The sequence below is a fragment of the Shewanella sp. QJM3NY_23 genome (assembly GCF_056173105.1).
Map to the genome: position 1 here is coordinate 2,765,350 of NZ_CM149657.1, position 23,410 is coordinate 2,788,759.

The window sequence follows — 23,410 nt, forward strand, 5'->3', positions numbered from 1 at the left end:
AAAGTGCTATGCAACTGAACGATTGCTAGATGCGCTGCGCAGGATATTTTTTACCATTATGATTACGCTCAATTACAATTATAAGGTCTAGCATGAAAGACTCTATGGCAAGTGTTTCCCAAGTATCACTTCTGCAGCAGAAGCTTCATAGTGCTAAAACCGCATTGAATGAGCTAAGCGAACAAAAAAATCAAAACCAACATGCCTTACTGCAGTTTATTAGCCAGCTCAGTCTCGCCTGCAAAGGGCAAAATATCGAACTCGATAACAAGTTAGCCAAATTGCGCCATAATCTGGCAAGCATCGAACATATCGAAGAGGTCTTACCTGAGTTAGTCGAAGTTGAGCATTTAGTTAAACATCAATATCACTATATGATGGCGCAGTTAGAAGATAGCCGTGCCAGCTTAACTAAAGTGGTGCGCCAGCTACAGCGATTTGACTCGTTACCCGACAAACTAACAAAAGAGATCGCCTATTTTAAGCAAGATTTAGGTAAACCGTTTTACACCTGCTGGGATTACTTCCCTAAGGTAAAAAGTCTTGTCAATTTTTATAATGCAATTTTACAGGCACAATTAGCCCAAGATGATGCCCTCTCTGTGTTACCTAAACACCGCCAACTCGCCCATGAATTGGCTCAGATGGTCTCGGAAATCGAATTTCGCAAAGATCAGCGCGATCAAGTTTTAGTCATCAAAGACTATTTAGCCGGCGAGATTGATATTGACGGCCTCATAGATGCCTACCAAACCGTATTAACGCTATTGCTGGAGAATATTGCGCTAGAAAAAAGTGCCTCAAAAGAATTTTTGTATGTACTTAACGATGCGCTTTCAGCAGTACGAGAAGTGGTCACAGACTCTTATAACAATAGTCAACGCAGTTTCCAACTCAAGCAGCAACTTAATCGAGAAATTAATTCGCGGGTGGATAACGTGGGTGAAGCTGTCATCGATATTAATAATATTGACCAGCTCAAATCACAGGTGGCAGAACAACTGGTTTCGATCCGCACAGCTCTAGGTCGCAAAGAAGCACTAGAGCAACGTGAGCAAGCCCTGCTGCGCAAATCTATTGAAACCATGCGTGATGAACTTAATGAGCTAAGTAAAGAAGCCAGTGTCTACAAGGAACGACTATTTGAGCAACAAAAGCTCACTATGCTTGACTCCTTAACACAACTACCTAATCGAGCGGCGCTTGAAGAGCGTATGGAGCTCGAATACCGCAATTACCAACGTCACAAACATCCACTATGGGTGGCTGTGGCCGATATCGACCACTTCAAAGCGATTAATGATAGTTTTGGTCACAGCACGGGCGATAAAACCTTACAGGTGATCTCCATGGCGCTGAAAAACTCCTTGAGGGATTCTGAATTTGTAGCCCGTTACGGCGGTGAAGAATTTGTACTACTTATCCCCGATGTCTCTGCTACCGATATAAAACATCTGCTCAATCGTGTAAGGGAAAAAGTAAAAAATATTCCTTTTAAATTTAAAAATCAGAGAATTACAGTTACAGTGTCTATAGGTGCTGCACAACTTCTCGATACTGAGCAGATAAATGAAACTTTCGAGCGAGCCGATGCAGCCCTCTACCAGGCTAAACACGAAAGCAGAGACAGAGTGATTATTGACGCGTAACCCGAAGCACAAACCGAAGATTTAGCCATCGACTTAAGTCCCCTGGCATAGTCATATCGCTAAGGCCTCATCACTTACACCATAGTGAACATCGGGCTTTCTCCTGTCATCTTCATGCGTCATTCTGTACATAAGGAGATGCCATGATCGTCAATATCAGCCCTAGAGGCAGTATGGATCAACTTTCACAACTGGAAGTCGATCGCCTCAAACAAAACGCCAGCAGCGAGCTGTATCAATTATTTCGCAGTTGCGCACTCGCGGTACTCGCCTCAGGCTCCCATACCGATGATCCCTTACAACTATTTGAACAGTATCGTGATTTTAATATCAATGTGCTACGTCGTGAGCGTGGTATAAAGATAGAGTTAATCAATCCGCCAGAAGCGGCTTTTGTCGATGGTAATATTATTGCGGGCATTCAAGAACACTTGTTCGCCGTCTTACGCGATATCGTCTATTTAAGTGACCGCTACGACAACCTCAAGCATATCAACCTCACGAATTCGAGCCACATCACCAATGTCGTATTTGATATTTTACGTAATGCTCAGGCCATTCCTCGCCGCGAGCCCAATATTGTCGTGTGTTGGGGTGGCCATAGTATTAATGCAGAGGAATACCAATACACCCGCGAAGTCGGCTATCAGTTAGGTTTACGTAATCTCGATATTTGTACCGGTTGTGGCCCTGGCGCAATGGAAGGACCAATGAAAGGCGCGGCGATTGGTCACGCCAAACAACGGGTCCGCGATGCAAGATACATAGGGTTAACCGAACCCAGCATCATCGCCGCCGAGCCTCCCAATCAAATTGTGAATGAACTCATCATTCTCCCTGATATCGAAAAGCGCCTAGAAGCCTTTGTACGCCTTGGCCATGGCATCATTATCTTCCCTGGCGGTGCCGGAACCGCCGAAGAGCTACTCTATCTACTGGGTATTTTACTCAATAAAGAAAATCAGCCATTACCCTTCCCTCTCATTTTAACTGGGCCAAAAGAGAGTGAGGATTATTTTAATAAAATTGATGAATTTATTGCTGCGACACTAGGCAAAGAAGCACAGGATAAGTACCAAATCATCATAGATGATCCCGTACATGTTGCTCGCATTATGAGCCATGGCATGGATGACATTAAGCACTACCGCAAAGAGATTGGTGACTCTTACCAGTATAATTGGTCACTAAAAATTGAACCCGAATTTCAATTGCCTTTTACTCCAACCCATGAAGTAATGAGTAATTTAAATCTTTATTTTATTGATAATAAAGCAGAGCTTGCCGCCAATCTAAGGCGCGCATTTTCTGGAATAGTGGCGGGAAATGTGAAAATGGATACCATCAGAGATATTCAAGAGTTTGGCCCATTTGAGCTTAAAGGCGACCCCAAACTCATGGCGATGATGGATACATTATTGCAAGCCTTTGTTGCCCAGCAACGTATGAAATTACCCGGAAGCACCTATCTTCCTTGCTATAAAATAGTCACCTAAGGCATCACGACTTACCTTAAATTGGTAGGTCAATTATCAGCTAACCTAGAGACCCGATACATTTTATGAATACGTTTTTAATCATCGATGGACTGAATCTGGTGCGGCGCATCCATGCCGCCCAACCTAATGAAAACGATGTTAATGGCTTACCCCAACGTGTCGGCTCCGCCTGCTTAAAACTACTCAAAACCCACACCCCATCCCATGTTGCTATTGTATGGGACGGTGATGCCATTTCTTGGCGCAAACGTTTATATGAAGATTATAAAAAAGGCCGAAAACCTATGCCAGATGCGCTAGCAAAGGCATTAGAGGGCATTAAAGGCCACTTGGCAGAGCTGGGAATTAACTCTATCAATGCGCAAGCGGAAGCCGATGATGTCATAGCCACACTCGCCACTAAAATGAGTCAAGCACACAAGGCCATTATCGTCTCGACCGATAAAGGCTTCACCCAATTATTGCACCCCAATATTTTACTGTGGGACTACTTTAATCAGTGTGAAATCAGTATCGCAGAGCGCGAGCAAAAGCTGGCAGTCGATCGTAGCCAATTTATCGACTTTTTAGCGCTGGCTGGTGATAACGGTAACAAGATCCCTGGTGTGCCAGGTATTGGCCCTAAATCGGCTGCAGAGCTATTAAAAACCTATAGAACCTTAGCCAATATCTATGCTTCGCTGGACAATGTCGGGGCTAAACAGGCAAAAAAACTTGAGCAGGGAAAACCACTTGCCAGACTTAGCTATAAATTAGTCCAACTTCAAACAGACATGCCACTCAATACTCATTTGGCCTATTTTAGAGTCACACAGGCAAATGGCGCGTAAACATTGGCTTACTGAATAAATCAACATATTTACTAAGCTAAAGCTATCTTCGCCATTTCATCTGCCTTATATTGTAAAGGTTATGTTAATTACTTAAGCAATGCTTTAATCACCGCCCACTATAAGGAGCCTGTACTGGCATGAAATCAAAAGTCCCCGTTATTATTGGTACTCTGTTTGCTGCTTACGTCGCTTTTGTACTTGTGGTGGTGTTGGTTTATGAACCTAGCCCTGAAGATATGGACTGGCAAGACAGACAGGCCTACAACAATGCAAAGCTTAGCGAATTAACCTTAGGTCAACCATTAGATACAGTCACATTGGTACTAGGTAAAGCCGATTTTTCAGAAGCCAAAACCGTCGAGCAAGATTCACTGCAAGTGTTGTTTTACCGTACTCACCACAGTAAGTCTGACGGTGAAACCACCCGAGATGAATGCACCCCACTGCTGTTTAAAAATAATAAACTTATCGCATGGGGCCAAGATACTTATCAGCAATATTTAACCACTAATGTCGGCGGGTGAGACGCACAGCTAAGCCTTAATTAATCGCGATGGCTAGACACGGGCTGAGCTAGCGCACTAACACCAGCGCCTAACACCAGCGCCTAACACGCTGACAATACTCGCCATACACCTTGGGAAAGCGTGCCCGCAGATAACGCTCCTCAGCCTTAATAGCAATGTAATACACCCCCACGCAACTCGGGATCATACTAAGCATCACCCATAACGAGTCCAGTATCGTTCCCAGCCCGAGGGGATAAATACAAAAAATCATATAAATCGGATTACGCGAGTAACGATAATAGCCACTGGTGATGATGCATGAGGCAGGTCCCCAGGGCTCTATCGAGGTGCGTTTTCGTTTAAAAATCAATAGCAAATGCACAAGCATCAATAAGCCAAGCAACATCAGCGCCTGCGCCAACACCTTTAGTACTTGGGGCAATGCAATACCCGAAGGATAATACTGCTCAGCCACATAGGCTAACGCCATCATAATGATAAAGACAAGCGGTGGTGGAAACCTCACCTTAGCGCCTTGATTGTCAGCGCCTTGATTGTCAGAACCTTGATTGTCAGAACCTTGATTGTCAGGACCTTGATTGTCAGCAAGGATATTAGTTCGCTGTTTATTGTCAGTATCCGCATCGTTATTTTTAACTGTCATTGACACTCCCGCTGTTATCTTGGATAACAAAAAGCCGAGCAAGGTTGCGCTCGGCTTTCACTCAATTTACTCATTGCCTTTGCATTAACATCTCTTAATCAGCTTTTTTATACTCAGTATACGCTTCGCCTTGCTGTAGCCATTGCGGCGCTGGTGTGCCTTTAAGATAATGATCGAAGTACTGCATCATACGTAGGCTGTAGTCCAGTTTATTGGGGTACTTTTTCAGATGATGAGGCTCATCTTCATACTGTAAAAACACCACCTCTTTACCCGCACGTCGCATGGCTAAATAAAGCTCAACGCCTTGCTCCCATGGCACAGCATCGTCTTTATCACCAAACATGATCATCATAGGTGTTTTAATCCGCTCGGCATAGAATATCGGTGAATTTTCGATATATTTTTGCGGCGCATTAAACAGACTTTCACCTATGCGACTCTGGCCCGTTTCGTACTGAAACTGACGCGCAAGTCCTGTTCCATGACGTATGCCACTGTAAGCACTGGTCATGTTTGCCACAGGAGCCCCAGTTACCGCTGCTTTAAATATGTGGGTTTGAGTCACCGCAAATGCGGTTTGATACCCGCCCCACGAATGACCTTGAATACCAATCGCCTCTCTATCGGCAATCCCCATTTCAATCAAATGCTGCACACCAGAGGTTAAGGCCTGAACTGATGTCGCCCCCGGATACCCCACTTCAAAACGTATGTCGGGTAAGAAAATAGCGTAGCCATTGTCGGCATACCAAGCAAAATTGGGCCGATGGTTTAGTTTCATTTGCGGGAAAGCATGCAACCTGTCACTCATAAAACGGTAAAAATAAACCAATACTGGATAACGCTTACCCACTTGATAATTGCTCGGTTTAATTAAAACCCCGTCCAATGGTTGGCCATCACCATTAGTCCAGTGTACCAGCTCAGCATTACCCCAATCGAGACCACGTTTTTGACTATCTAGGTCTGTTTGACGCACAGCGTGCTGCGGCGCGCTAACCTCGCTGCTGTATATATCGGGGTACAGGTCATAACGCTGCTTACTAAATAGTACCGTATCACTGTACTCAGCACGGGCTAAAGGCGTGAGTTTATAATCGCCTTGCATCAATGCCTTAACCCCAGCTACCCCAACCTTAGCCTGATAAAAACCATCTCCTTTAGTACGCTCGTTATAGCCATGCAATAACACGCCTTGGCCATCGGTTAAGATTGTGGGTTTATCTTTATGCTCCACTAAACCTGCGAGTCGATACTGGATCTGCTGCTGACGACCTTGGCCCGCCGTAATAGTAAAGCCCGTTAGTGATTCGGTATTAAATTGCCAAATATCATATTTATCATAAGCTAAAAGCGCCGAGCCATCTTCAAGCCAGGGGCCAAAACCATAACTAGGTGCGGCCGAAGGGTAATCGTGATCTTCGTCGGCAAACGGCGTGTCTATATCCTTAGTCAGGTGCACGCGTCGATCTTGTGCTATCTGATAGAGAAATAGCTCCCCTTGCTGGTAATAGGCCGCAAAACGTTCATTGGGCGATAACCTTGGTGCTTCACTGCTAGGTTGCTGGGGTAAAAACAACTTTTTGCGGCCTGTATTGATATCGACAATATAGTAGTCGCGGTAAAAGCCCGCCCAGGTGATCATTTTAAGGTAAGGCTTATCAGAACTGGCAATCAGATAGCGCTGCTGCTGTTGCAGCTCAATATCTGGTACTTGTAGATCCGCTAGTTGCACCACTTGATTGCTATTAAGGTGCAATACCGCAAGATAACTGCGCTTAAGATCTTTTTGATATTGTTTTATTTCGTTAGGTTTAATCCTAGGATCGTCGCCATGCCAAAGTTTAAGTCCACGCTGAGCGGTGATCATACTAGGGTCAAAAAGATCGGACTCTGACGCCACTTTAGGCAGCTCAAGCTGTTGGCTTACCTGAGGTACGCGGCCAAAAAATAGGCGCTTACTGTCATCAGAGAAGGTCAGTTCACTATAACGATTAAGTGTCCATTCATCTGTATTGGGAACGCTATGGGCGCGGCCATCGGCCAATTGATACAAGCTCAATTGGTATTCACGACCAAAAGGCGCCTCTGACGCGGTGCCAAATGTGTAAGCAACAAAGCGGCCATCTTCGCTTAATGATACCGCACCAATTTGTTGGTCTACATACGCTTGCAACACTGTTTGCTTATCGGTATTAAGATCGATTAACACCAAATTGTGCATATTGGCGGTGATATCATTTTGCGCCACCAGCGCATAACGGCCAGCCTTATCAAAATAATAAGCAGTAACTTGGTCGATTTTTTGACTGCTAGCACCGTTTAAGTTTACTAATTCTAAGGTGCGGCCTTTATCGTATTTATCCACTTTAGGGGCACTTGCATCTGCCTTAGGGCTATTAATCTCAGTAGTAGCCGTTTCTTGAAGGTCACTTTCCGCTTTGGTATCACTTTCATCGGAAGCCTCATCGGCCGCATACCAGATGGCCAGATGCGAGCCAGCCTGATTAAAAGCAAACTGCTCGACGCCGGCATACTGCACTTGGCTACCTGTATCGGTATTGAGTAATACCAACCCCGACTTTAATTGCTTACGCGCCTTATTAGTAGCCATCTCTTGCGCAAGTAAAGTCGGCTCAATCACAAACGCGGCAAAACGACCATCACGATTGATTTGAGGTTTAGACCCGCCTTTCACTGTAAATGACTTCTTTGAGTCGAGTCGTTTCGCTAAACCGTGACTATCGCCGCGATCGGGGGCAACTTCAACGGCAAAGGCGCTCCCTTGGGCTGCTAATACTGGCTTATGCAGTGACTCAAATTTCATGATGGTGTTGGGGGTGACATCTGCGGCAAACGTACCGGCAGAAAAGAGGCTGACACATAACATGGTCAGTGATGCTGTAGGTAATAACTTCAAAGCTTTCCTCATTTATAATTATTTTATTAACGATTTTGTCGCATTCTGTCGCTATATCTTAGACTAAAGTAGACTTTTTTAACGCTTAAGGATCAATCATCGTCATTAGCCTTTATTAATGCAAGTTAAGCGCAACAAATAATGTGATTCCGCTCACTATTTCCTGTAAAACTTGCGCGAAAGTGGTTAAAATAGGGCGGATAAGTTTCTAAACAATTCATAGTCATAAAACCGTGTCTTCGACATGGTCAGACAATAGCAGTAACGACCAACCGTGGAAGGACTCTCCATGTCAAAAAGAACAATTACCGTGATCCCTGGTGATGGGATTGGACCGAGTATTATCGACTCAGCAATCAAAATTTTAGATAAAGCAGGCTGTGATTTTGAGTATGAGTTTGCCGATGCAGGTTTGGCTGCGCTTGAGAAGCAAGGTGAGCTTCTTCCGCAACGTACTCTCGATTTGATTGAAAAAAATCGTATTACCCTTAAAGGTTCACTTACCACTCCAGTTGGCGAAGGCTTTACCTCAATCAACGTGACTCTACGTAAGCGATTCAGTCTTTACGCTAACGTACGTCCTGTATTGTCTTTTAAAGGTACTCAAGCCCGTTACGACAATATCGACATTATTACCGTACGTGAAAACACCGAAGGTATGTATTCAGGCCTTGGACAAACTATCTCGGCCGATGGTGACACAGCCGAAGCCACCAGCATCATTACGCGTCAAGGCGCTGAGCAGATCACCACATTTGCTTATGAACTTGCTCGTAAAGAGGGCCGTAAAAAGGTCACTATCGTGCATAAAGCCAACATCATGAAGTCAACTTCCGGTCTATTCCTGAAAGTGGCACGTGAAGTGAGCCTACGTTACCCAGACATCACGACCGAAGAGATGATTGTTGACGCAACTTGCATGAAGCTGGTGATGAACCCAGAAAACTTCGATGTGATTGTGACGACTAACCTATTTGGCGACATTTTGTCAGACTTGTGTGCCGGTCTTGTCGGTGGCCTAGGTATGGCTCCTGGCGCCAACATTGGTAAAAATGCCGCGATCTTCGAAGCCGTTCATGGCAGCGCACCTGACATTGCGGGTAAAAACTTGGCGAACCCAACTTCAGTGATCTTGGCTTCTATCCAGATGCTCGAGTACTTGGGTATGTCTGATAAAGCCGAAGCTATCCGAGGCGCTGTATCGGCAGTTATCGCCGAAGGCGATCGTACTACCCGTGACTTAGGCGGTACTCACGGTACTACCGATTTCACTCAAGCTGTGATTGACCGTCTTTAATGGTTTAACACCTCATTAAAAAAGCCCCGCATAAGCAATTATGTGGGGCTTTTTAATATCATGCTGTCCAAGATAAGGCTTAGTTCCAAGCCGTATTAGGGCGCAGCCATAAGTGCACTGTCACTTCATCACGATCGTGATACAAATGCTTACAGGCTAAATGAAACTCTTCAATGCCATTCTCTTTTAAGATGGTCTTCATGGTGTCTAATATCGTCGACACCTCTTTATAACGACTCTTCATCGGCAGTTTAAGATTAAAAATAGCCTCTTTAAACCAGCCATTAATTGCCCATGCTTCTATCAACTCCGCCACTCGCGAAGGCTTCTCAACCATGTCACACACTAACCAGTAAATATTTTTACGCGGCGGTTCAAAACGAAAACCATCAGCTTGATAATGTTTTACCTGTCCGGTGTCCATTAAGCCTTGATCCATTGGGCCATTATCGACAGCTGCCACAAACATGCCTCGACGCACCAATTGATAAGTCCAACCACCAGGGCATGCGCCTAAATCGACGGCGTTCATTCCGCTACGTAAACGCTGCTCTTGTTGATCCTTAGGAATAAAATGGATAAAGGCTTCATCCAGTTTAAGCGTTGAACGACTCGGCGCATCCGCAGCCATCTTTAAACGCGGGATCCCCATAAAGTAGGGCGAGCTGTTATTGCTGAGCGAGTAACCCACATACGCCGTGCCTGAACCAACAAAACAGACATGAATAATCGGGCGTTTTGGGTTTTCTTTTTCTAGCAGAGTACCACTGCGCTTTAAGGCTTGACGAAGCGGTACCGTAAACTTACGGCAGAAGTTAGATAACTCTTTCGCTTCATTGGTATCTGGGGTTTCAACCCTCAGCTCACCCGCTTTGCTCACTTTGGCTAGCGCTTCAACGATTGGCGTGACGCGATCGTTTTCAGGCAGTGATTTTAGCAACTCATTGGCGGCGAACATCTGACGAGTAAAAATGAGCGAATCTAACTCCAGCTTTTTAGCCAGAATATCGGCGTCGCCAGCTTGAAAACATTGAAAAATAACGTAACCGTCATTTTTGTTGGTTTTGACAAAGCCACCAATATCCAATTCAGCAGCGCGATGCTGGATCTCGGCGGCGCACTCTTTCTCGTAGCCAGCACGGCAATATAAAAATAGGTTAATCATCAGAACTTCCTGAATAAAAAATGGCGACCAAAACAATCGGCCGCCATTCTACACTTTCTACTAAACGAATACGATTGCCATAACAGGCAAGGCACTAATCATCCAGCTCAACCACCCTGTTACGCCATACCGCAACGGCAATAAACAGCCAACCAAGTAAGAAGCAAAATCCCCCCATCGGCGTTACAGGGCCAGTCCATTTGGCACCGAGCAAGGCATACAAGTAAAGCGAGCCTGAAAACAGCACAATCCCCAGCATAAACAGATATCCAGCCCACGTGATTAAACGCGACTTTAACCAATGACCACCAAAGGCCACCGCAATTAAGGCAAAGGTGTGATAAAACTGATACTCAACGCCCAGATTAAAGATAGTTATCATCTCGGCACTCGTGACCTGCTTTAACCCGTGTGCGGCAAAGGCGCCTAACGCCACGGCCATAAAACCACTGAGCGCCGCCATGAGTAAAAATCCTTTATGCATGTAACCCCCTAATAAAACTCACGCTATAAGATATTGCCTGTTGCAGATTAGCCGCTTGTGTGGTGCCTGACGACTTTCGCGGCGCAAAACTATGATCGCCATCGTTTAACCATAGTAACTGCGCTGAATATGGGGCAAGCCATGGCTCTACTTGCCCTTTGGCGCCAAATTTATCGCGCTCCCCTTGTATCACCAGCAATGGCGCGGGACACAAAGCAATCGGCTCGAGTCTAGGCTCACCCCCTTTCGGTGGCACAAATGGATAACCCAAGCAAATCACGGCATCGACCGCCACTTCGCTCGATACCATAGCGGCCATACGCCCGCCCATAGACTTACCCATTAAAATCAGTTGCCGCGGACGGTAGCGTTTACGTATCGCCTCAATATGTAACTTAAAATCATTTAAGAGTTTAGGCGCCCTGTCTGGCGGGCGTCGTTTTCCATCAATGGCATTGTTACGCATATAAGGGAAATTAAAGCGCACGACACTCATTCCTGTAGCACTTAATCCAGCAGCCAAATCGGCCATAAAGGGATGCGCCATATTGGCACCAGCGCCATGGGCCAACAAAATCAGCGTGTCGATATCTGTGTCTTTGTCCGCCACAGGCCCTGAAAGCCAACATTCGCTACTCGGCAATGCGTTATCAAGCATAGGTTGCTCAAGCAACAAACGGCTAAAGGTAGCCGTCTTAGTATCTTGATTATCCGTAGGATTAACCTGGCAACAGCTCACTACGAGACTCCTCTTCAAACATATCTAACATCCATTGCCTGAAGGCGGCAATCTTACCGATTTCGGCATGATTTTGCTGACACACAAGGTAATAGGCATCTTTGCTTACCAGCACTTCAGAGAAAGGGCAGACTAAACGGCCGGCTTTAATATCTGGTCTAGCCAAAACACTGTAACCTAATGCAACCCCTTGACCATGAGCTGCCGCCTGTAAGACTAACGATGAATGACTAAAAATGGGACCTTTGGTTCACATTAATATCATTAATGCCACATTGCCGAAACCAAGCCTGCCAATCGTGACGACTTGAGTCATGTAATAGGGTGTGATATTTCAAATCACTTGGCTGCTGAAGTGGTTTAGGTCCATTGAGTAACATAGGTGAACACACCGGAATTAATACCTCATTGCGCAGCTTATCGGCACGCACCCCAGGCCAGTTTCCCATACCATAATAGATGGCCACATCGACATCATCGGTAAGCGAACTGGTTTCATCATCGACAGCTTTAATACGTACGTCAATGTCGGGATTCTTTTCACTGAAATTAGATAAACGAGGCACCAGCCACTGAATCGCAAAACTCGGCGAGGTACTGACGGTAAGGGATCCTACGGCGCTTCGAGCAAGTAAACGATCTGTTGCATCCGCCAGCTGAATGAAAATATCTTTGATATCGAGAAAATAACCCTGCCCCTCTTCTGTTAACAGCAAAGAGCGGTTTTTACGACGGAATAATTTTAAGCCTAAATACTCCTCTAACGCCTTAATTTGATGACTAACAGCAGCTTGCGTTACAAACAATTCTTCAGCCGCTCGCGTAAAGCTTAAATGCCTGGCAGCGGCTTCAAATGCTTTGACCGCATTCAACGGAGGTAGACGTCTAGACATAGTGATCCCTGTCGCATATTTTGATTAGTTTTTCTAATCCTAATTGTTACATTTTATCGTTTGTAAAGAAACAGATAATTGGTAAAATTTTCGCCAATTAAACGATGAAATTAGACAGCCTCTACGACGAGAAAAGGGGGAGTGTCTAATCCCCTATAGCAATCGCTCGGAGACGATTAATATGATTAACTTTAAGACTGTTTTTGCCATGGCGTTGCTCTCTGGCTCGACTGTCGTAAACGCAGATGAAATCCTTGTAGATACCACCGATTTACATGCGTCGATCAGTGCACAGTTGGCCGAAGGGTTAACCCAGATGCAACAAGATCTCAATGATGACCTCAACGCTATTTTAATTGCACATGAAGATGAGCAATTAAAGACCGAAGCCGTTAGCGCACAACTTGCAGAGTAGCACAAGTTGCATCATCACGAGCAATAGTGCTTATTGCAAGTCATAAAAAGCCGCATTCTTTGATGCGGCTTTTTTATTACCACTCATTCTTGCCACTTATTCAACCTTTGAGCCAAGCAAAGTAGCTTATTGATAATATTATCAATATTCATCTTGCACCATTATAGCCATCAGCTAGGCCCATTGATGACAGTGCCTCCCATTGTGACTTTTACCTCATGAAGCGAATCTCTTGGCTATATCTTGTCACTTTCTCTTGTCGCTTTATCGCGTAGTTTAAGTCCGCTGACTCAATCAAGTCATATAAACTAAACCTCCGCAGATACACTAACCTGCAGGCTGCATTAGATTAAGGTGCTAAACCCTTGTGAATCGCCATTGTATGTTAACCACATAATGTACTGACTATCGAGTAAACATCAGATAACAAAAAGCCGCCTGTTAGGCGGCTTTTAAAAACTAAATAACAATTAAGGACGATAAACCTTCACGTTATTATAGCCTTGCTCTTGCAGATACAACGCCTGCAACTTACTCATTACCCCTCTATCGCAATACAATAGATAGGTTTTATCTTTATCGAGGGCGGCAAACTGAGTGGCCAACTTAAAGAATGGAATGGTTTTAATCTCGACCCCTTCAATAGTTAATGGGCTCTGCTCTTGCTCTTCTGGAGCACGAATGTCGATGACAACCTCGCCACCACCAATTGAGTCAACGGTTTCAGTTGCCGTGATCTTAGTATCCATGCTGGTTGCTATCTCCCTAATATCAATAATTTCGGCATCGGCAATCACCCTATCTAACAGATCGTCAGAAAACTTAGCTTCTTCGGCCTCGATTTTTGATAATACCGCTTTTACCGTAGGTTTTTGTGAAATAACACCGCAGTATTCGGGTATCGACTTGGCGAAATCTTCGGTGCCAATTTGACGACTCAGATTAATAATATCTTGCTTATCCATCACAATAAGTGGACGTAAAATAAGCATATCGGTACAGCGGTCAATCACATTGAGGTTAGTCAAAGTCTGGCTCGACACCTGCCCCATAGCCTCACCGGTCACTAATGCTTGAATACCCATTTTTTCGGCAACCCGAGTCGCAGCGCGCATCATCATCCGTTTAAGGATAACGCCCATCTGACCATTGTCGACTTTTTCTAAAATCTCGGTCACGACAGGATCAAACGGAACTGAAACGAATTTAACCTTATGAGATTCGCCGTATTTTTGCCATAAGTGGTAAGCAACCTGCTTTACACCGATCTCATGTTGATCGCCGCCAAGATTAAAGAAGCAGTAATGGGTTCGCGAGCCACGCTTAATAAACTGGTAACTCGACACTCCAGAGTCAAATCCACCAGACAACAAAGAAAGTACATCTTCTTGGGTCGCCATAGGGAAACCGCCGAGTCCGTCGATACGTTTTTCAACCAGATAAAGGTGTTCTCTATCGATCTCTAAGTTAACCGTCATATCGGGGTTTTTAAGCCTAACGCCAGTGGCGTCGGTAAACTGATTTAAGCCACCGCCCACGTAGCGCTCAACTTCAATCGAGTTAAACTCATGCTTACCACTGCGCTTGACCCTTACACAAAAGGTTTTTCCCGCAAGTTGGTCTTTATATAGGGCTAGCGTCTGCTGATAGATATCGTCAACCGACTCAAAGGTACTCTCTTTAACTTGCAGCACATGGGCGATCCCAGGAATACAGGCTAAGCGCTCGGCATATACAGCCACCATTTCAGGCTTATCAGCGGGTACCATAACCATGATTTTATCCCACTGGCGCTGGACTTTTGCGTCCTCATCGACCTTGCGCAGTACATTACGAATATTGGTTTCAAGCATCTTGGTAAAACGCATTCTTACCGGTTTGCTTTTCATCATGATTTCGGGAAACAGTTTTACGATAAATTTCATTGAAGTTCCGAGGGGGATAAATTTAGACAGCAATTTAGCCATTATATCAAGGTCACTGCACAAATGCCTATTATGCAGCGCTAAAAGATCGCAATTTTAAGCAGGATTAAATCAAACGAGCCCCATAAGGGGCCCGCTCTCGAATGGTTATGGTATGAGTCAACCGTTATTGTCCAACCCGGATCTCGTCAGTCTCTTTCGCCTTACCTTGCTCAATAGCAATTTCAACACGCCGATTGCGCGTACGATGTTCAGCCGAATCATTAGCCACCAAAGGGTCTGAGCTCGCCATACCGACCACTTTCATCCGTTGTGGTTTAAAGCCGTCGACTTTGATTAACTCATGGGCGACAGCCACCGCTCGTTTACTGGATAGATCCCAATTGGAGCTATAGAGTTCATTATTGATGCTCATGTCATCGGTATGCCCAGATACTGTCACCACACCGGGCACATCTTTTAGCAGCTCGCCAACACGGCGCACTACAGGCTTAAATCTAGGCTGTAAGAAACCGGATCCCGATGCGAAGGCGCCTTTTTCACGAATGCGAATAATGATCTGTTGTCCTAATGATTCAATTTCAATCGCCCCATCAACAATCTCTTTATTGAGGGCTTGGGCCATTTTTTTGACTTGATCGTTAATCTGATCTTGCGAAGAGGCATCTTGCTGAGACTGAGCTTCGGCTTCGGCTTCCGCCTGCTCTTGCGCGGTCGACGCTGCATCGCCACCGCGTTGAGCCCCACGTTGCTGCTGTATGCCACCGGCGCTGTCATCTTCCCCCGCCTGAACTTCAATTGTCGGCTCAGTCATCTCGTTGGTTTGCTGATTAATGATTTCAATCGGTGTTGGTTCGGGCTTGCCGGGGCGAAACTCTAGCGCAATAACAGAGGTGCCCTTAGGGATATCTTTAACTTCGACCTTATTCTGCACCCCGAAGGCGTATTTCATCGAGCCGGCGATCTGCTTAAACTTCATCACATCCATTTCGGAAAATGCCAGCAGCAGCACGAAAAAACACATCAGCAGCGACATCAAATCGGCAAAGGTCGCCAACCACATGGGGGCTCCCGCAGGCGGACAATCGCATTTGACCTTCTTAGCCATACGGCTATTCCCCGTCCGTTGTATCGATTGTGCGTTGTTTCTCTGATAAATAGTTTTTCAAGAAACCTTCAATTACCCTAGGGTTTTGACCATCTTGGATAGCTAATACCGCATCCATGATCAAGTTACGATTGAGCATCTCTTCACTCATACGCAAGGTCAATTTATCGGCAATGGGAATAGCGATCATATTGGCAATGATGGCGCCATATAAGGTGGTCAGCAAGGCGACGGCCATCGCAGGCCCGATAGACTTAGGGTCGTCCATGTTAGACAACATGGCCACCAAGCCGATTAAAGTGCCTATCATGCCCATAGCGGGCGCAACATCACCTAAGGATTTAAAAATACCAATGCCAGTTTTATGGCGATCTTCTGTGAGCGAAATATCCTTTTCCAGTGCTTCACGAACCACTTCACCATCGTGACCATCGACCAACATATCGACCGCTTTTTGCATAAAACTATTACTAATTTCAGCCTCTTCCAATGCTAAAAAGCCGCCCTTACGCGCTGCATCAGCCATGGTAACCGACTGTTCAATCAGCTCATCTGGTTTATCGATTTTAAAGATAAAGGCTTTGGCGGCAATTTTTACTGCGCCTAAAAACTGCTTTAAGTTGTACTTCATCATGACCACAAACAGTGAGCCTATCATCACGATCAGTACCGAGGGCACATCAATAAAAATAGCAATGCCACCACTGGTGAACATGGCGCCGATAATAAAAGCAAACGCACCAATTAGGCCTATCAGTGTCGCTAAATCCACAACTTTTCCTTATCTATAAAATGGGCTGTCTCTAACTTGGTCATCAAAGCGACAAGAGTTAATCAGCTCGATAAAACGCAAAAAATAGGGCCTTTGATAATAACCCCATACTTCCCTAACACAGGCAATTATACGGTGTATCGCTGCCAGATAAAGTCATTATTGGTAACTTATCGCCTTAACGGCCTACACCTCTTTAGGGTATAATACTCGACAAAATTGAGTCTTGATCTATTACCATTATCGGACAGCTTACACGCAAGTTTAGCTATAAATTCAATTTTTTATAAAAAAACCTCCTTAAAGCGTGCTGTTGCACAAATATACGGCAGCGTAATTTGACCCTTAAGGTTGACTGAGATACTTTGTGTGTCGCTAATTTCTTGGGAAAATCACTGTGGCTAAAAAACCTGAAAACCTCACTTTTGAAGAATCCTTATCCGAGTTAGAACGGATTGTCGGCGACTTAGAACAAGGTGATGTATCGCTCGATGACGCATTGAAACAGTTTGAGCGCGGTATCAACCTAGTCAGAAACAGCCAAGCAAAGTTAGAGCAGGCACAACAAAAAGTGTCTATTCTAACCCAAGAGCAAGATCAACCCAGTTTGCACCCCTATATTGCCGAGGGCGAGTAATTGCTAACCGATGCGATAACCCAATATCAGCAGCGTGTCGATGACCAGCTGCGCCATTTTATTCTTGATCAAGATGACACTGAGCCGAAACTCAAAGCCGCGATGGAGCATGGCGCATTACTGGGGGGCAAACGTATTCGGCCCTTCTTAGTGTACGCTGTAGGCGACATGCTCAATGTTCCCTTGGAGCAACTCGACGCCTGCGCCGCCGCCATCGAATGCATCCATGCCTACTCGCTTATCCACGACGACTTACCAGCCATGGACGACGATGCCTTGCGCCGCGGTCAACCGACAGTGCATATCGCCTTCGATGAAGCCACCGCAATTTTAGCGGGCGATGCTTTGCAAACCTTAGCCTTTGAAATTATTAGCCAAGAGCAGTCAGGCTTACAACCAAGTCAGCAATTGGCCATGGTACGCTCACTGGCAAAAGCCTCTGGATATCATGGGATGTGTGGTGGTCAAGCGATGGATCTTAATGCCACTAATAAACAGATAGATTTAACCACATTAACACGCTTACATCGCTTAAAAACTGGCGCACTCATTCGCTGTGCGGTGGAATTACCTATCATTGCCGCTGGCATCACAGATACCGAGCGCGATCTACTGTTAGAATTTGCCGACGCAGTGGGTTTAGCCTTTCAAGTTCAAGACGATGTACTCGATATTACCGCGAGTACCGAAGAGCTTGGAAAACCACAAGGTTCTGACTGTGAGTCCAATAAGAGCACCTACCCTAAACTGCTAGGCTTGTCTGGTGCACAAGCAACCGCGAAAAGTTTGATCCATGATGCCCTATCAGCGCTGGCTAAATTACCATACAATAGCCAGTTAATTGCCGAATTCGCCCGTTTTATCATTGAGCGAAGAGTATAATAAAGAGCCAAAGAATCTCGCTATGAGTTTGGATATAACGAAATACCCTGTGTTAGCACAGGCCAACACCCCTGATGAGCTGAGACAGCTGCCACAGGGCGTGCTCCCAAAACTTGCTGATGAACTCAGAAGTTTTCTGCTGCAATCGGTAGGCATTTCTAGTGGCCACTTTGCCTCAGGGCTAGGCACTGTCGAACTCACCGTTGCCTTGCACTATGTCTATAACACGCCATTCGATAGACTCGTATGGGATGTGGGACATCAAGCCTATCCGCATAAAATTTTAACCGGTCGGCGCGATAAGATGCACACCATTCGTCAAAAGGGAGGCATACACCCCTTCCCTTGGCGTGAAGAAAGTGAGTATGACACCTTTAGCGTGGGCCACTCTGGTACCTCTATCAGTGCAGCATTGGCAATGGCCGTTGCAGCTGAGAAAGAGCAAGCTGGGCGCAAAGTGGTCGCCGTGATTGGCGATGGCGCTATGACTGGCGGTATGGTGTTTGAGGCAATGAACCACGCCGGAGACCTACATAACGATATGTTAGTGGTGCTCAATGATAACGAGATGTCGATTTCGGAAAACGTCGGCGCACTCAATAATCACTTAGCCCAACTGATGTCTGGCCGCTTATACACCACCATTCGTGAAAGCAGTAAAAAAGTGCTCAAAGGGATGCCTGTCATCAAAGAGATGGCTAAGCGAACCGAAGAGCACCTCAAAGGTATGGTTGTACCTGGCACCATGTTTGAAGAGCTGGGCTTTAACTATATTGGCCCTATCGATGGTCACGATGTCGATGCCTTAGTCGAAACCATGCGTAACATGCGCAACTTATCGGGACCGCAGATTTTACATATCATGACGAAGAAAGGTCGTGGTTATGAACCGGCAGAAAAAGATCCCATAGGCTGGCATGCCGTGCCTAAATTTGATCCATCAACCTTTGCCAAGCCGGCCGCAAAACCTTCAAATCCTAGCTTTTCTCAAGTATTTGGCCGCTGGCTGTGCGATATGGCAGAAAAGGATGACAAAGTCTTGGGGATCACTCCCGCCATGCGAGAAGGTTCAGGCATGGTTGAGTTTTCTCAACGCTTCCCGGCGCAATATTTCGATGCGGCGATTGCCGAGCAGCACGCAGTGACATTAGCCGCTGGCTTTGCTTGCGAAGGGTATAAGCCCGTTGTGGCCATCTATTCGACCTTCTTGCAACGCGGGTATGATCAATTAATTCATGACGTGGCTCTGCAAAAGTTACCAGTTATCTTCGCTATCGACCGCGGCGGTATTGTCGGTGCCGATGGTCCAACCCATCAAGGCGCGTTTGACTTAAGCTTTATGCGCACTGTACCGAATATGGTGATCATGGCGCCGTCTGACGAAAATGAATGCCGGCAAATGCTCTATACAGGCTACTGCTATAACGATGGCCCAACTGCAATCCGTTATCCTAGGGGCAGCGCCACCGGCGAGCCGCAAGTGGACACCATGACCGCTATGGAAATTGGTAAGGGTTTGATTAAGCGTCAAGGCCAAAAAATTGCCATTCTTAACTTCGGCACTACCTTGGCTGCGGCAGATTATGCGGCCCAAGCCTTAGATGCCACACTGGCTGACATGCGTTTTGTTAAGCCATTAGATGCTGAACTGGTTAAGCAATTAGCCACCAGCCACGACCTCTTAGTGACAGTGGAAGAGAATGCCATTATGGGCGGCGCAGGTTCTGGCGTATTGGAACTACTGCAACAACTGAAATTACCCATGCCGGTGCTCAATATCGGTTTGCCCGATGAGTTTATTAAACATGGTGATTCGGCGGAGATTTTGGCAGAGCTCAAACTCGATGGCGAAGGGATTTTACATCAGATCAACGCCTATATCGGTGCGTGATCTGTCAGTATTTCTAGTCGAACAGTGACAAAAAAATAGGCCTCAACTTGAGGCCTATTTTTTTATGCTAACGGCACCGAATACCTATTAGGCTTGGGTATCGATTGAGCCTGTATCGGCAGAGTCACCGCCACCTTGCGACACCATCACCATGGCTGGGCGCAGTAGACGGTCATTAAGAATGTAACCTTTTTGCATGACCATCATGACGGTGTTTGCCGGAAACTCATCACTTGGCTGCATACCAATGGCTTGATGATGATCAGGATTGAAGGCTTCGCCTTGAGGATTCAATGGCGATAGACCAAACTTTTCAACCGCAGTGGTAAAGCTCTTAAGCGTCAGCTCTACCCCTTCATAAATCGCCTTAGTGGCCTCATCTTCAACATTAGTGCCTTGCAGCGCACGCTCCATATTGTCGATAACGGGTAACAGTTCATTGGCAAACTTTTCTAGGGCGAACTTATGGGCCTTTTCCACATCCATTGCCGCACGGCGACGCACGTTATCCACTTCTGCAGCAGCACGGATCACCGAGTCTTTCTGCTCTTCTACTTTCGCTTCTGCCGCGGCGAGTGCTTGTTCAAGCTCTTCTATACGAAAATTAGCTTGGGTCAGCTCATCCATCAAATTGGCCGCATCTTCAACCACTTCGGTGTCGACTTCTGGCGCGATATTTTTATCAATCTGTGGCTCTTGTGCTTTATTTGATTCGTTGCTCATTGTTACTCCAGCTAAAAATGCTTTGTTTCTGCATACTCTGGGCATATTATGGGGATCAAATTTGAGGTTTCAAGCCCTAAGGCATGGATCAAAGACAAATATGAGCAAAGCGTTCCACACAATTGGCTTAATTGGCAAACCCCATCACCTTGGGACACATAAAACCCTAAAACAGCTGCATCATTGGTTAACCCAAAACGGGTATGATGTTTATGTTGAGGAGAGAGTTTCCGCCGAAATAGGTGCCCATGTCAAATCGGTCGACTTACTGCAAATAGGTGAATACTGTGATTTGGCCATCGTTGTCGGTGGTGACGGCAATATGTTAGGCGCAGCGCGCGTGTTAGCCCGCTTTGATATTGGGGTTATCGGCGTCAACCGCGGTAATTTAGGCTTCTTGACCGATCTGCCACCCGAAGGGTTTGAACCAGCATTAACGAAAGTGCTCGAAGGGGATTATAAAACCGAATACCGCTTCTTACTCGAATCGGAAGTCCATCGTCACGGCAATGTAAAAGCCAGCAACACCGCCGTCAACGAAACCGTGCTCCATCCCGGTAAAATTGCGCATATGATTGAGTTTGAAGTCTATATTGACGACAATTTTATGTACAGTCAGCGCGCCGATGGCATGATAGTGTCGACCCCGACAGGCTCTACAGCCTATTCACTTTCTGCTGGGGGAGCCATTTTAACCCCTAATCTTGAAGCGCTTATTTTAGTGCCCATGTTTCCGCACACTTTGTCTTGCCGACCCATAGTGGTCGATGCGTGTAGCACCATCAAACTGGTAGTGTCACCAGATAATGATGATGCCTTAGAAGTCAGCTGTGATGGTCATGTCACTTTAGCGGTACTGCCAGGCGATGAAATTATTATCCGCCGCAGCAAAGAGCGCTTACATTTGATCCACCCAACGGGATATAACTACTTTAACGTGTTAAGAAGTAAACTCGGTTGGGGCAGCAAGTTGTTTTAACTCAGTGACGTGCTTATGGTTACAGCTAACAACGCCTCTCTCCACAGGATCACGTAAATCATGGGCACAAGATACCTTTACAAGCTGTTGATGTACTTAAAACAATCCACAAACCATTAGACCTATGAGCCAGTGGTAAATCAAAAATAAGCCCTCGTCATTACACGAGGGCTTATTAGTTAACTAGTTCAATTAATTGCTTTAATAGCTAAAAACACTAAGCTTACTCAGCCGCTTGAGGCATGCAGAACAAACGTTAACCTTGTACTTCAAACAATAATCTTACTGTGGTTTGCGCCGCAACGGGCTTACCATCGACAAACTTAGGCGCATAACGCCATTGCTTTATCGCCTTCAGCGACTCTTTTATAAATAAAGGGCCGCCTTCAGAGGCCACTGTAACCGGATCTTGGACAAACCCTTGTTCATCGACAGTAAATTCAATCTGCGACCATCCTTCGCGTCCAGCACGGATATAGGACATAGGATATTGAGGCGACGAACGAAACAGCGGCGTTTGCTCTTGCTGATCATCCCAAGGCGTCATACTGCCAATCGCAATACAGTGGGCTGTGGCCTGCTCGCTCTCGCCCTCATGCTCATATAGCTCGACTAAACGTGCATGGGCTGACAGCTTATAGGGATGACTAAAATCGAGCACAGCAAACTGCTTGACCACCTCTTCTAGATGGCTAATAGCATCACTGTATCGCTTTTCACTCGCCTTTATCACGCCAACGTAATAAGTTGCCGTTATCCGGCGGATATCATTATTAGGCAGCTGCTGATAGATCTCATAGGCATCTAATACATCACTGCGAATATCACGACCGTAATATTCCGTCGACACCAATGCCTTAAAAGCCAATAACTTGATCTCGGCGGTAAGTAACAGGTTATCGCTTGTCTGTGCAATGGAGATAGCTTCTTTAAACAGCGACTTTTGCTCTTTAGACGCCGACATGGTTTGCGCAGCGCCCAGTAGTGGGTCGATAACCTCAATGGCATCCGCCCCAAAATATGACCTATAAGTCTCTAAAACCTGCAAAAACTGTTGATGCGCGGCCTCGAGATCGCCTTTGGCCTGCAAGGATGTTGCCCAATTCAATTGCAGATGAGTAATGTCGATAGCGCCAGGCTCAAAATACCCCTGACCGAGCAGATAGGTTTGCTGTGCATACTGCTCAGCAGCCTGAATATCTTTAACTTCAATGGCGTGTTGATAAGCGGCATAACTGTCGCTAAAAGGTGAGGCGCCAAGCGATGCAGAATTGATTAACAGTACTGCACTTAGCGCCAATAGCGGTAATTTTAAAACCATATAAACAAATATCCTTATTTGTGAAAATAAACTAACGCAGCTTTTCCCTGCTTTATATTAGGTAAACTCGACTTATTTTAGACAAGCATTTCACTGGTTAAA

General features: G+C 45.8%; 20 protein-coding genes and 1 pseudogene. 10 read left to right on the forward strand and 11 right to left on the reverse strand.

All coding sequences use genetic code 11. The features are described 5' to 3' along the window. The first annotated feature begins 92 nt into the window (after positions 1–92). From AC0VXX_RS12305 to AC0VXX_RS12320, 4 genes are all read left to right on the forward strand, one after another. Positions 93–1,649 (forward strand): GGDEF domain-containing protein, encoded by a 1,557-nt coding sequence (locus tag AC0VXX_RS12305; RefSeq protein ID WP_475514482.1) that lies wholly within the window; start codon positions 93–95, stop codon positions 1,647–1,649. 143 nt (positions 1,650–1,792) lie between these two features. Next, on the forward strand, positions 1,793–3,145 hold the full coding sequence (ppnN, locus tag AC0VXX_RS12310) for a nucleotide 5'-monophosphate nucleosidase PpnN (RefSeq protein ID WP_475514483.1): 1,353 nt from the start codon (positions 1,793–1,795) through the stop codon (positions 3,143–3,145). Between the two features lie 65 nt (positions 3,146–3,210). Next, positions 3,211–3,978: a flap endonuclease Xni gene (gene xni, locus AC0VXX_RS12315; protein ID WP_475514484.1), complete on the forward strand. Its 768-nt coding sequence runs from the start codon at positions 3,211–3,213 to the stop codon at positions 3,976–3,978. 140 nt (positions 3,979–4,118) lie between these two features. Continuing rightward, the gene (locus AC0VXX_RS12320; protein WP_475514485.1) at positions 4,119–4,505 is read left to right on the forward strand and encodes a DUF3192 domain-containing protein; all 387 of its coding nucleotides are present in this window, start codon (positions 4,119–4,121) and stop codon (positions 4,503–4,505) included. Between the two features lie 70 nt (positions 4,506–4,575). Here AC0VXX_RS12320 and AC0VXX_RS12325 read toward each other — a convergent pair whose 3' ends face one another. Both AC0VXX_RS12325 and AC0VXX_RS12330 read right to left on the reverse strand, forming a co-directional pair. Then, entirely contained in the window at positions 4,576–5,154 is a 579-nt protein-coding gene (locus AC0VXX_RS12325) for a methyltransferase family protein (protein ID WP_475514486.1), read from the reverse strand. A gap of 94 nt (positions 5,155–5,248) precedes the next feature. Next, the gene (locus AC0VXX_RS12330) at positions 5,249–8,077 is read right to left on the reverse strand and encodes an alpha/beta hydrolase family protein (RefSeq protein ID WP_475514487.1); all 2,829 of its coding nucleotides are present in this window, start codon (positions 8,075–8,077) and stop codon (positions 5,249–5,251) included. A 289-nt stretch (positions 8,078–8,366) separates the two neighbouring features. Here AC0VXX_RS12330 and AC0VXX_RS12335 point away from each other — a divergent pair, with 289 nt between their 5' ends. Next, positions 8,367–9,374 (forward strand): isocitrate dehydrogenase, encoded by a 1,008-nt coding sequence (locus tag AC0VXX_RS12335; protein ID WP_475514488.1) that lies wholly within the window; start codon positions 8,367–8,369, stop codon positions 9,372–9,374. Between the two features lie 79 nt (positions 9,375–9,453). Here AC0VXX_RS12335 and rlmM read toward each other — a convergent pair whose 3' ends face one another. The 4 genes and pseudogenes from rlmM to AC0VXX_RS12355 form a co-directional block, all read right to left on the reverse strand. Next, positions 9,454–10,539: a 23S rRNA (cytidine(2498)-2'-O)-methyltransferase RlmM gene (rlmM, locus tag AC0VXX_RS12340; protein ID WP_475514489.1), complete on the reverse strand. Its 1,086-nt coding sequence runs from the start codon at positions 10,537–10,539 to the stop codon at positions 9,454–9,456. Between the two features lie 94 nt (positions 10,540–10,633). Continuing rightward, positions 10,634–11,023, reverse strand: a complete 390-nt coding sequence (locus AC0VXX_RS12345; protein WP_475514490.1) for a DUF423 domain-containing protein — start codon at positions 11,021–11,023, stop codon at positions 10,634–10,636. After that, positions 11,016–11,762 carry an alpha/beta fold hydrolase gene (locus AC0VXX_RS12350; protein ID WP_475514491.1) on the reverse strand — a complete coding sequence of 249 codons (747 nt, stop codon included), beginning with the start codon at positions 11,760–11,762 and terminating at the stop codon, positions 11,016–11,018. Before AC0VXX_RS12350 ends, AC0VXX_RS12345 begins: the two co-directional genes overlap by 8 nt. Beyond that, positions 11,743–12,655, reverse strand: a pseudogene (locus AC0VXX_RS12355) (transcriptional regulator GcvA). The gene AC0VXX_RS12350 and the pseudogene AC0VXX_RS12355 overlap by 20 nt, the downstream one beginning before the upstream one ends. A gap of 181 nt (positions 12,656–12,836) precedes the next feature. Between AC0VXX_RS12355 and AC0VXX_RS12360 the strand changes: the two are divergent. Further along, the gene (locus tag AC0VXX_RS12360; protein WP_119977868.1) at positions 12,837–13,070 is read left to right on the forward strand and encodes a hypothetical protein; all 234 of its coding nucleotides are present in this window, start codon (positions 12,837–12,839) and stop codon (positions 13,068–13,070) included. Between the two features lie 470 nt (positions 13,071–13,540). On the opposite strand, the gene thiI is transcribed toward AC0VXX_RS12360, so the two are convergent. The 3 genes from thiI to pomA all read right to left on the reverse strand — a co-directional run bounded on the left by thiI (position 13,541) and on the right by pomA (position 16,875). Beyond that, positions 13,541–14,995, reverse strand: coding sequence for a tRNA uracil 4-sulfurtransferase ThiI (gene thiI / locus AC0VXX_RS12365; RefSeq protein ID WP_475514492.1), 1,455 nt, complete (start codon positions 14,993–14,995; stop codon positions 13,541–13,543). A 166-nt stretch (positions 14,996–15,161) separates the two neighbouring features. Next, a complete protein-coding gene (locus AC0VXX_RS12370; RefSeq protein WP_475514493.1) occupies positions 15,162–16,103 on the reverse strand; it encodes a flagellar motor protein MotB in 942 nt (313 codons plus the stop codon). Between the two features lie 4 nt (positions 16,104–16,107). Next, the gene (pomA, locus tag AC0VXX_RS12375) at positions 16,108–16,875 is read right to left on the reverse strand and encodes a flagellar motor protein PomA (RefSeq protein WP_475514494.1); all 768 of its coding nucleotides are present in this window, start codon (positions 16,873–16,875) and stop codon (positions 16,108–16,110) included. Positions 16,876–17,272: 397 nt separating this feature from the next. On the opposite strand from pomA, the gene xseB reads away from it, so the two are divergent. The 3 genes from xseB to dxs are packed head-to-tail and all read left to right on the forward strand — an operon-like array spanning position 17,273 to position 20,285. Further along, entirely contained in the window at positions 17,273–17,512 is a 240-nt protein-coding gene (gene xseB / locus AC0VXX_RS12380; protein ID WP_110458496.1) for an exodeoxyribonuclease VII small subunit, read from the forward strand. After that, on the forward strand, positions 17,513–18,394 hold the full coding sequence (ispA, locus tag AC0VXX_RS12385) for a (2E,6E)-farnesyl diphosphate synthase (protein WP_475514495.1): 882 nt from the start codon (positions 17,513–17,515) through the stop codon (positions 18,392–18,394). A 22-nt stretch (positions 18,395–18,416) separates the two neighbouring features. Continuing rightward, a complete protein-coding gene (gene dxs, locus AC0VXX_RS12390) occupies positions 18,417–20,285 on the forward strand; it encodes a 1-deoxy-D-xylulose-5-phosphate synthase (RefSeq protein WP_475514496.1) in 1,869 nt (622 codons plus the stop codon). Positions 20,286–20,372: 87 nt separating this feature from the next. Here the strand turns inward: dxs and grpE are convergent, their stop codons facing one another. Next, positions 20,373–21,008 (reverse strand): nucleotide exchange factor GrpE, encoded by a 636-nt coding sequence (gene grpE, locus AC0VXX_RS12395; RefSeq protein WP_475514497.1) that lies wholly within the window; start codon positions 21,006–21,008, stop codon positions 20,373–20,375. Positions 21,009–21,108: 100 nt separating this feature from the next. On the opposite strand from grpE, the gene nadK reads away from it, so the two are divergent. Continuing rightward, positions 21,109–21,987, forward strand: a complete 879-nt coding sequence (gene nadK, locus AC0VXX_RS12400; RefSeq protein ID WP_475514498.1) for an NAD(+) kinase — start codon at positions 21,109–21,111, stop codon at positions 21,985–21,987. A 256-nt stretch (positions 21,988–22,243) separates the two neighbouring features. Here nadK and AC0VXX_RS12405 read toward each other — a convergent pair whose 3' ends face one another. Then, a complete protein-coding gene (locus AC0VXX_RS12405) occupies positions 22,244–23,308 on the reverse strand; it encodes a TonB family protein (RefSeq protein ID WP_475514499.1) in 1,065 nt (354 codons plus the stop codon). Positions 23,309–23,410 lie beyond the last annotated feature (102 nt).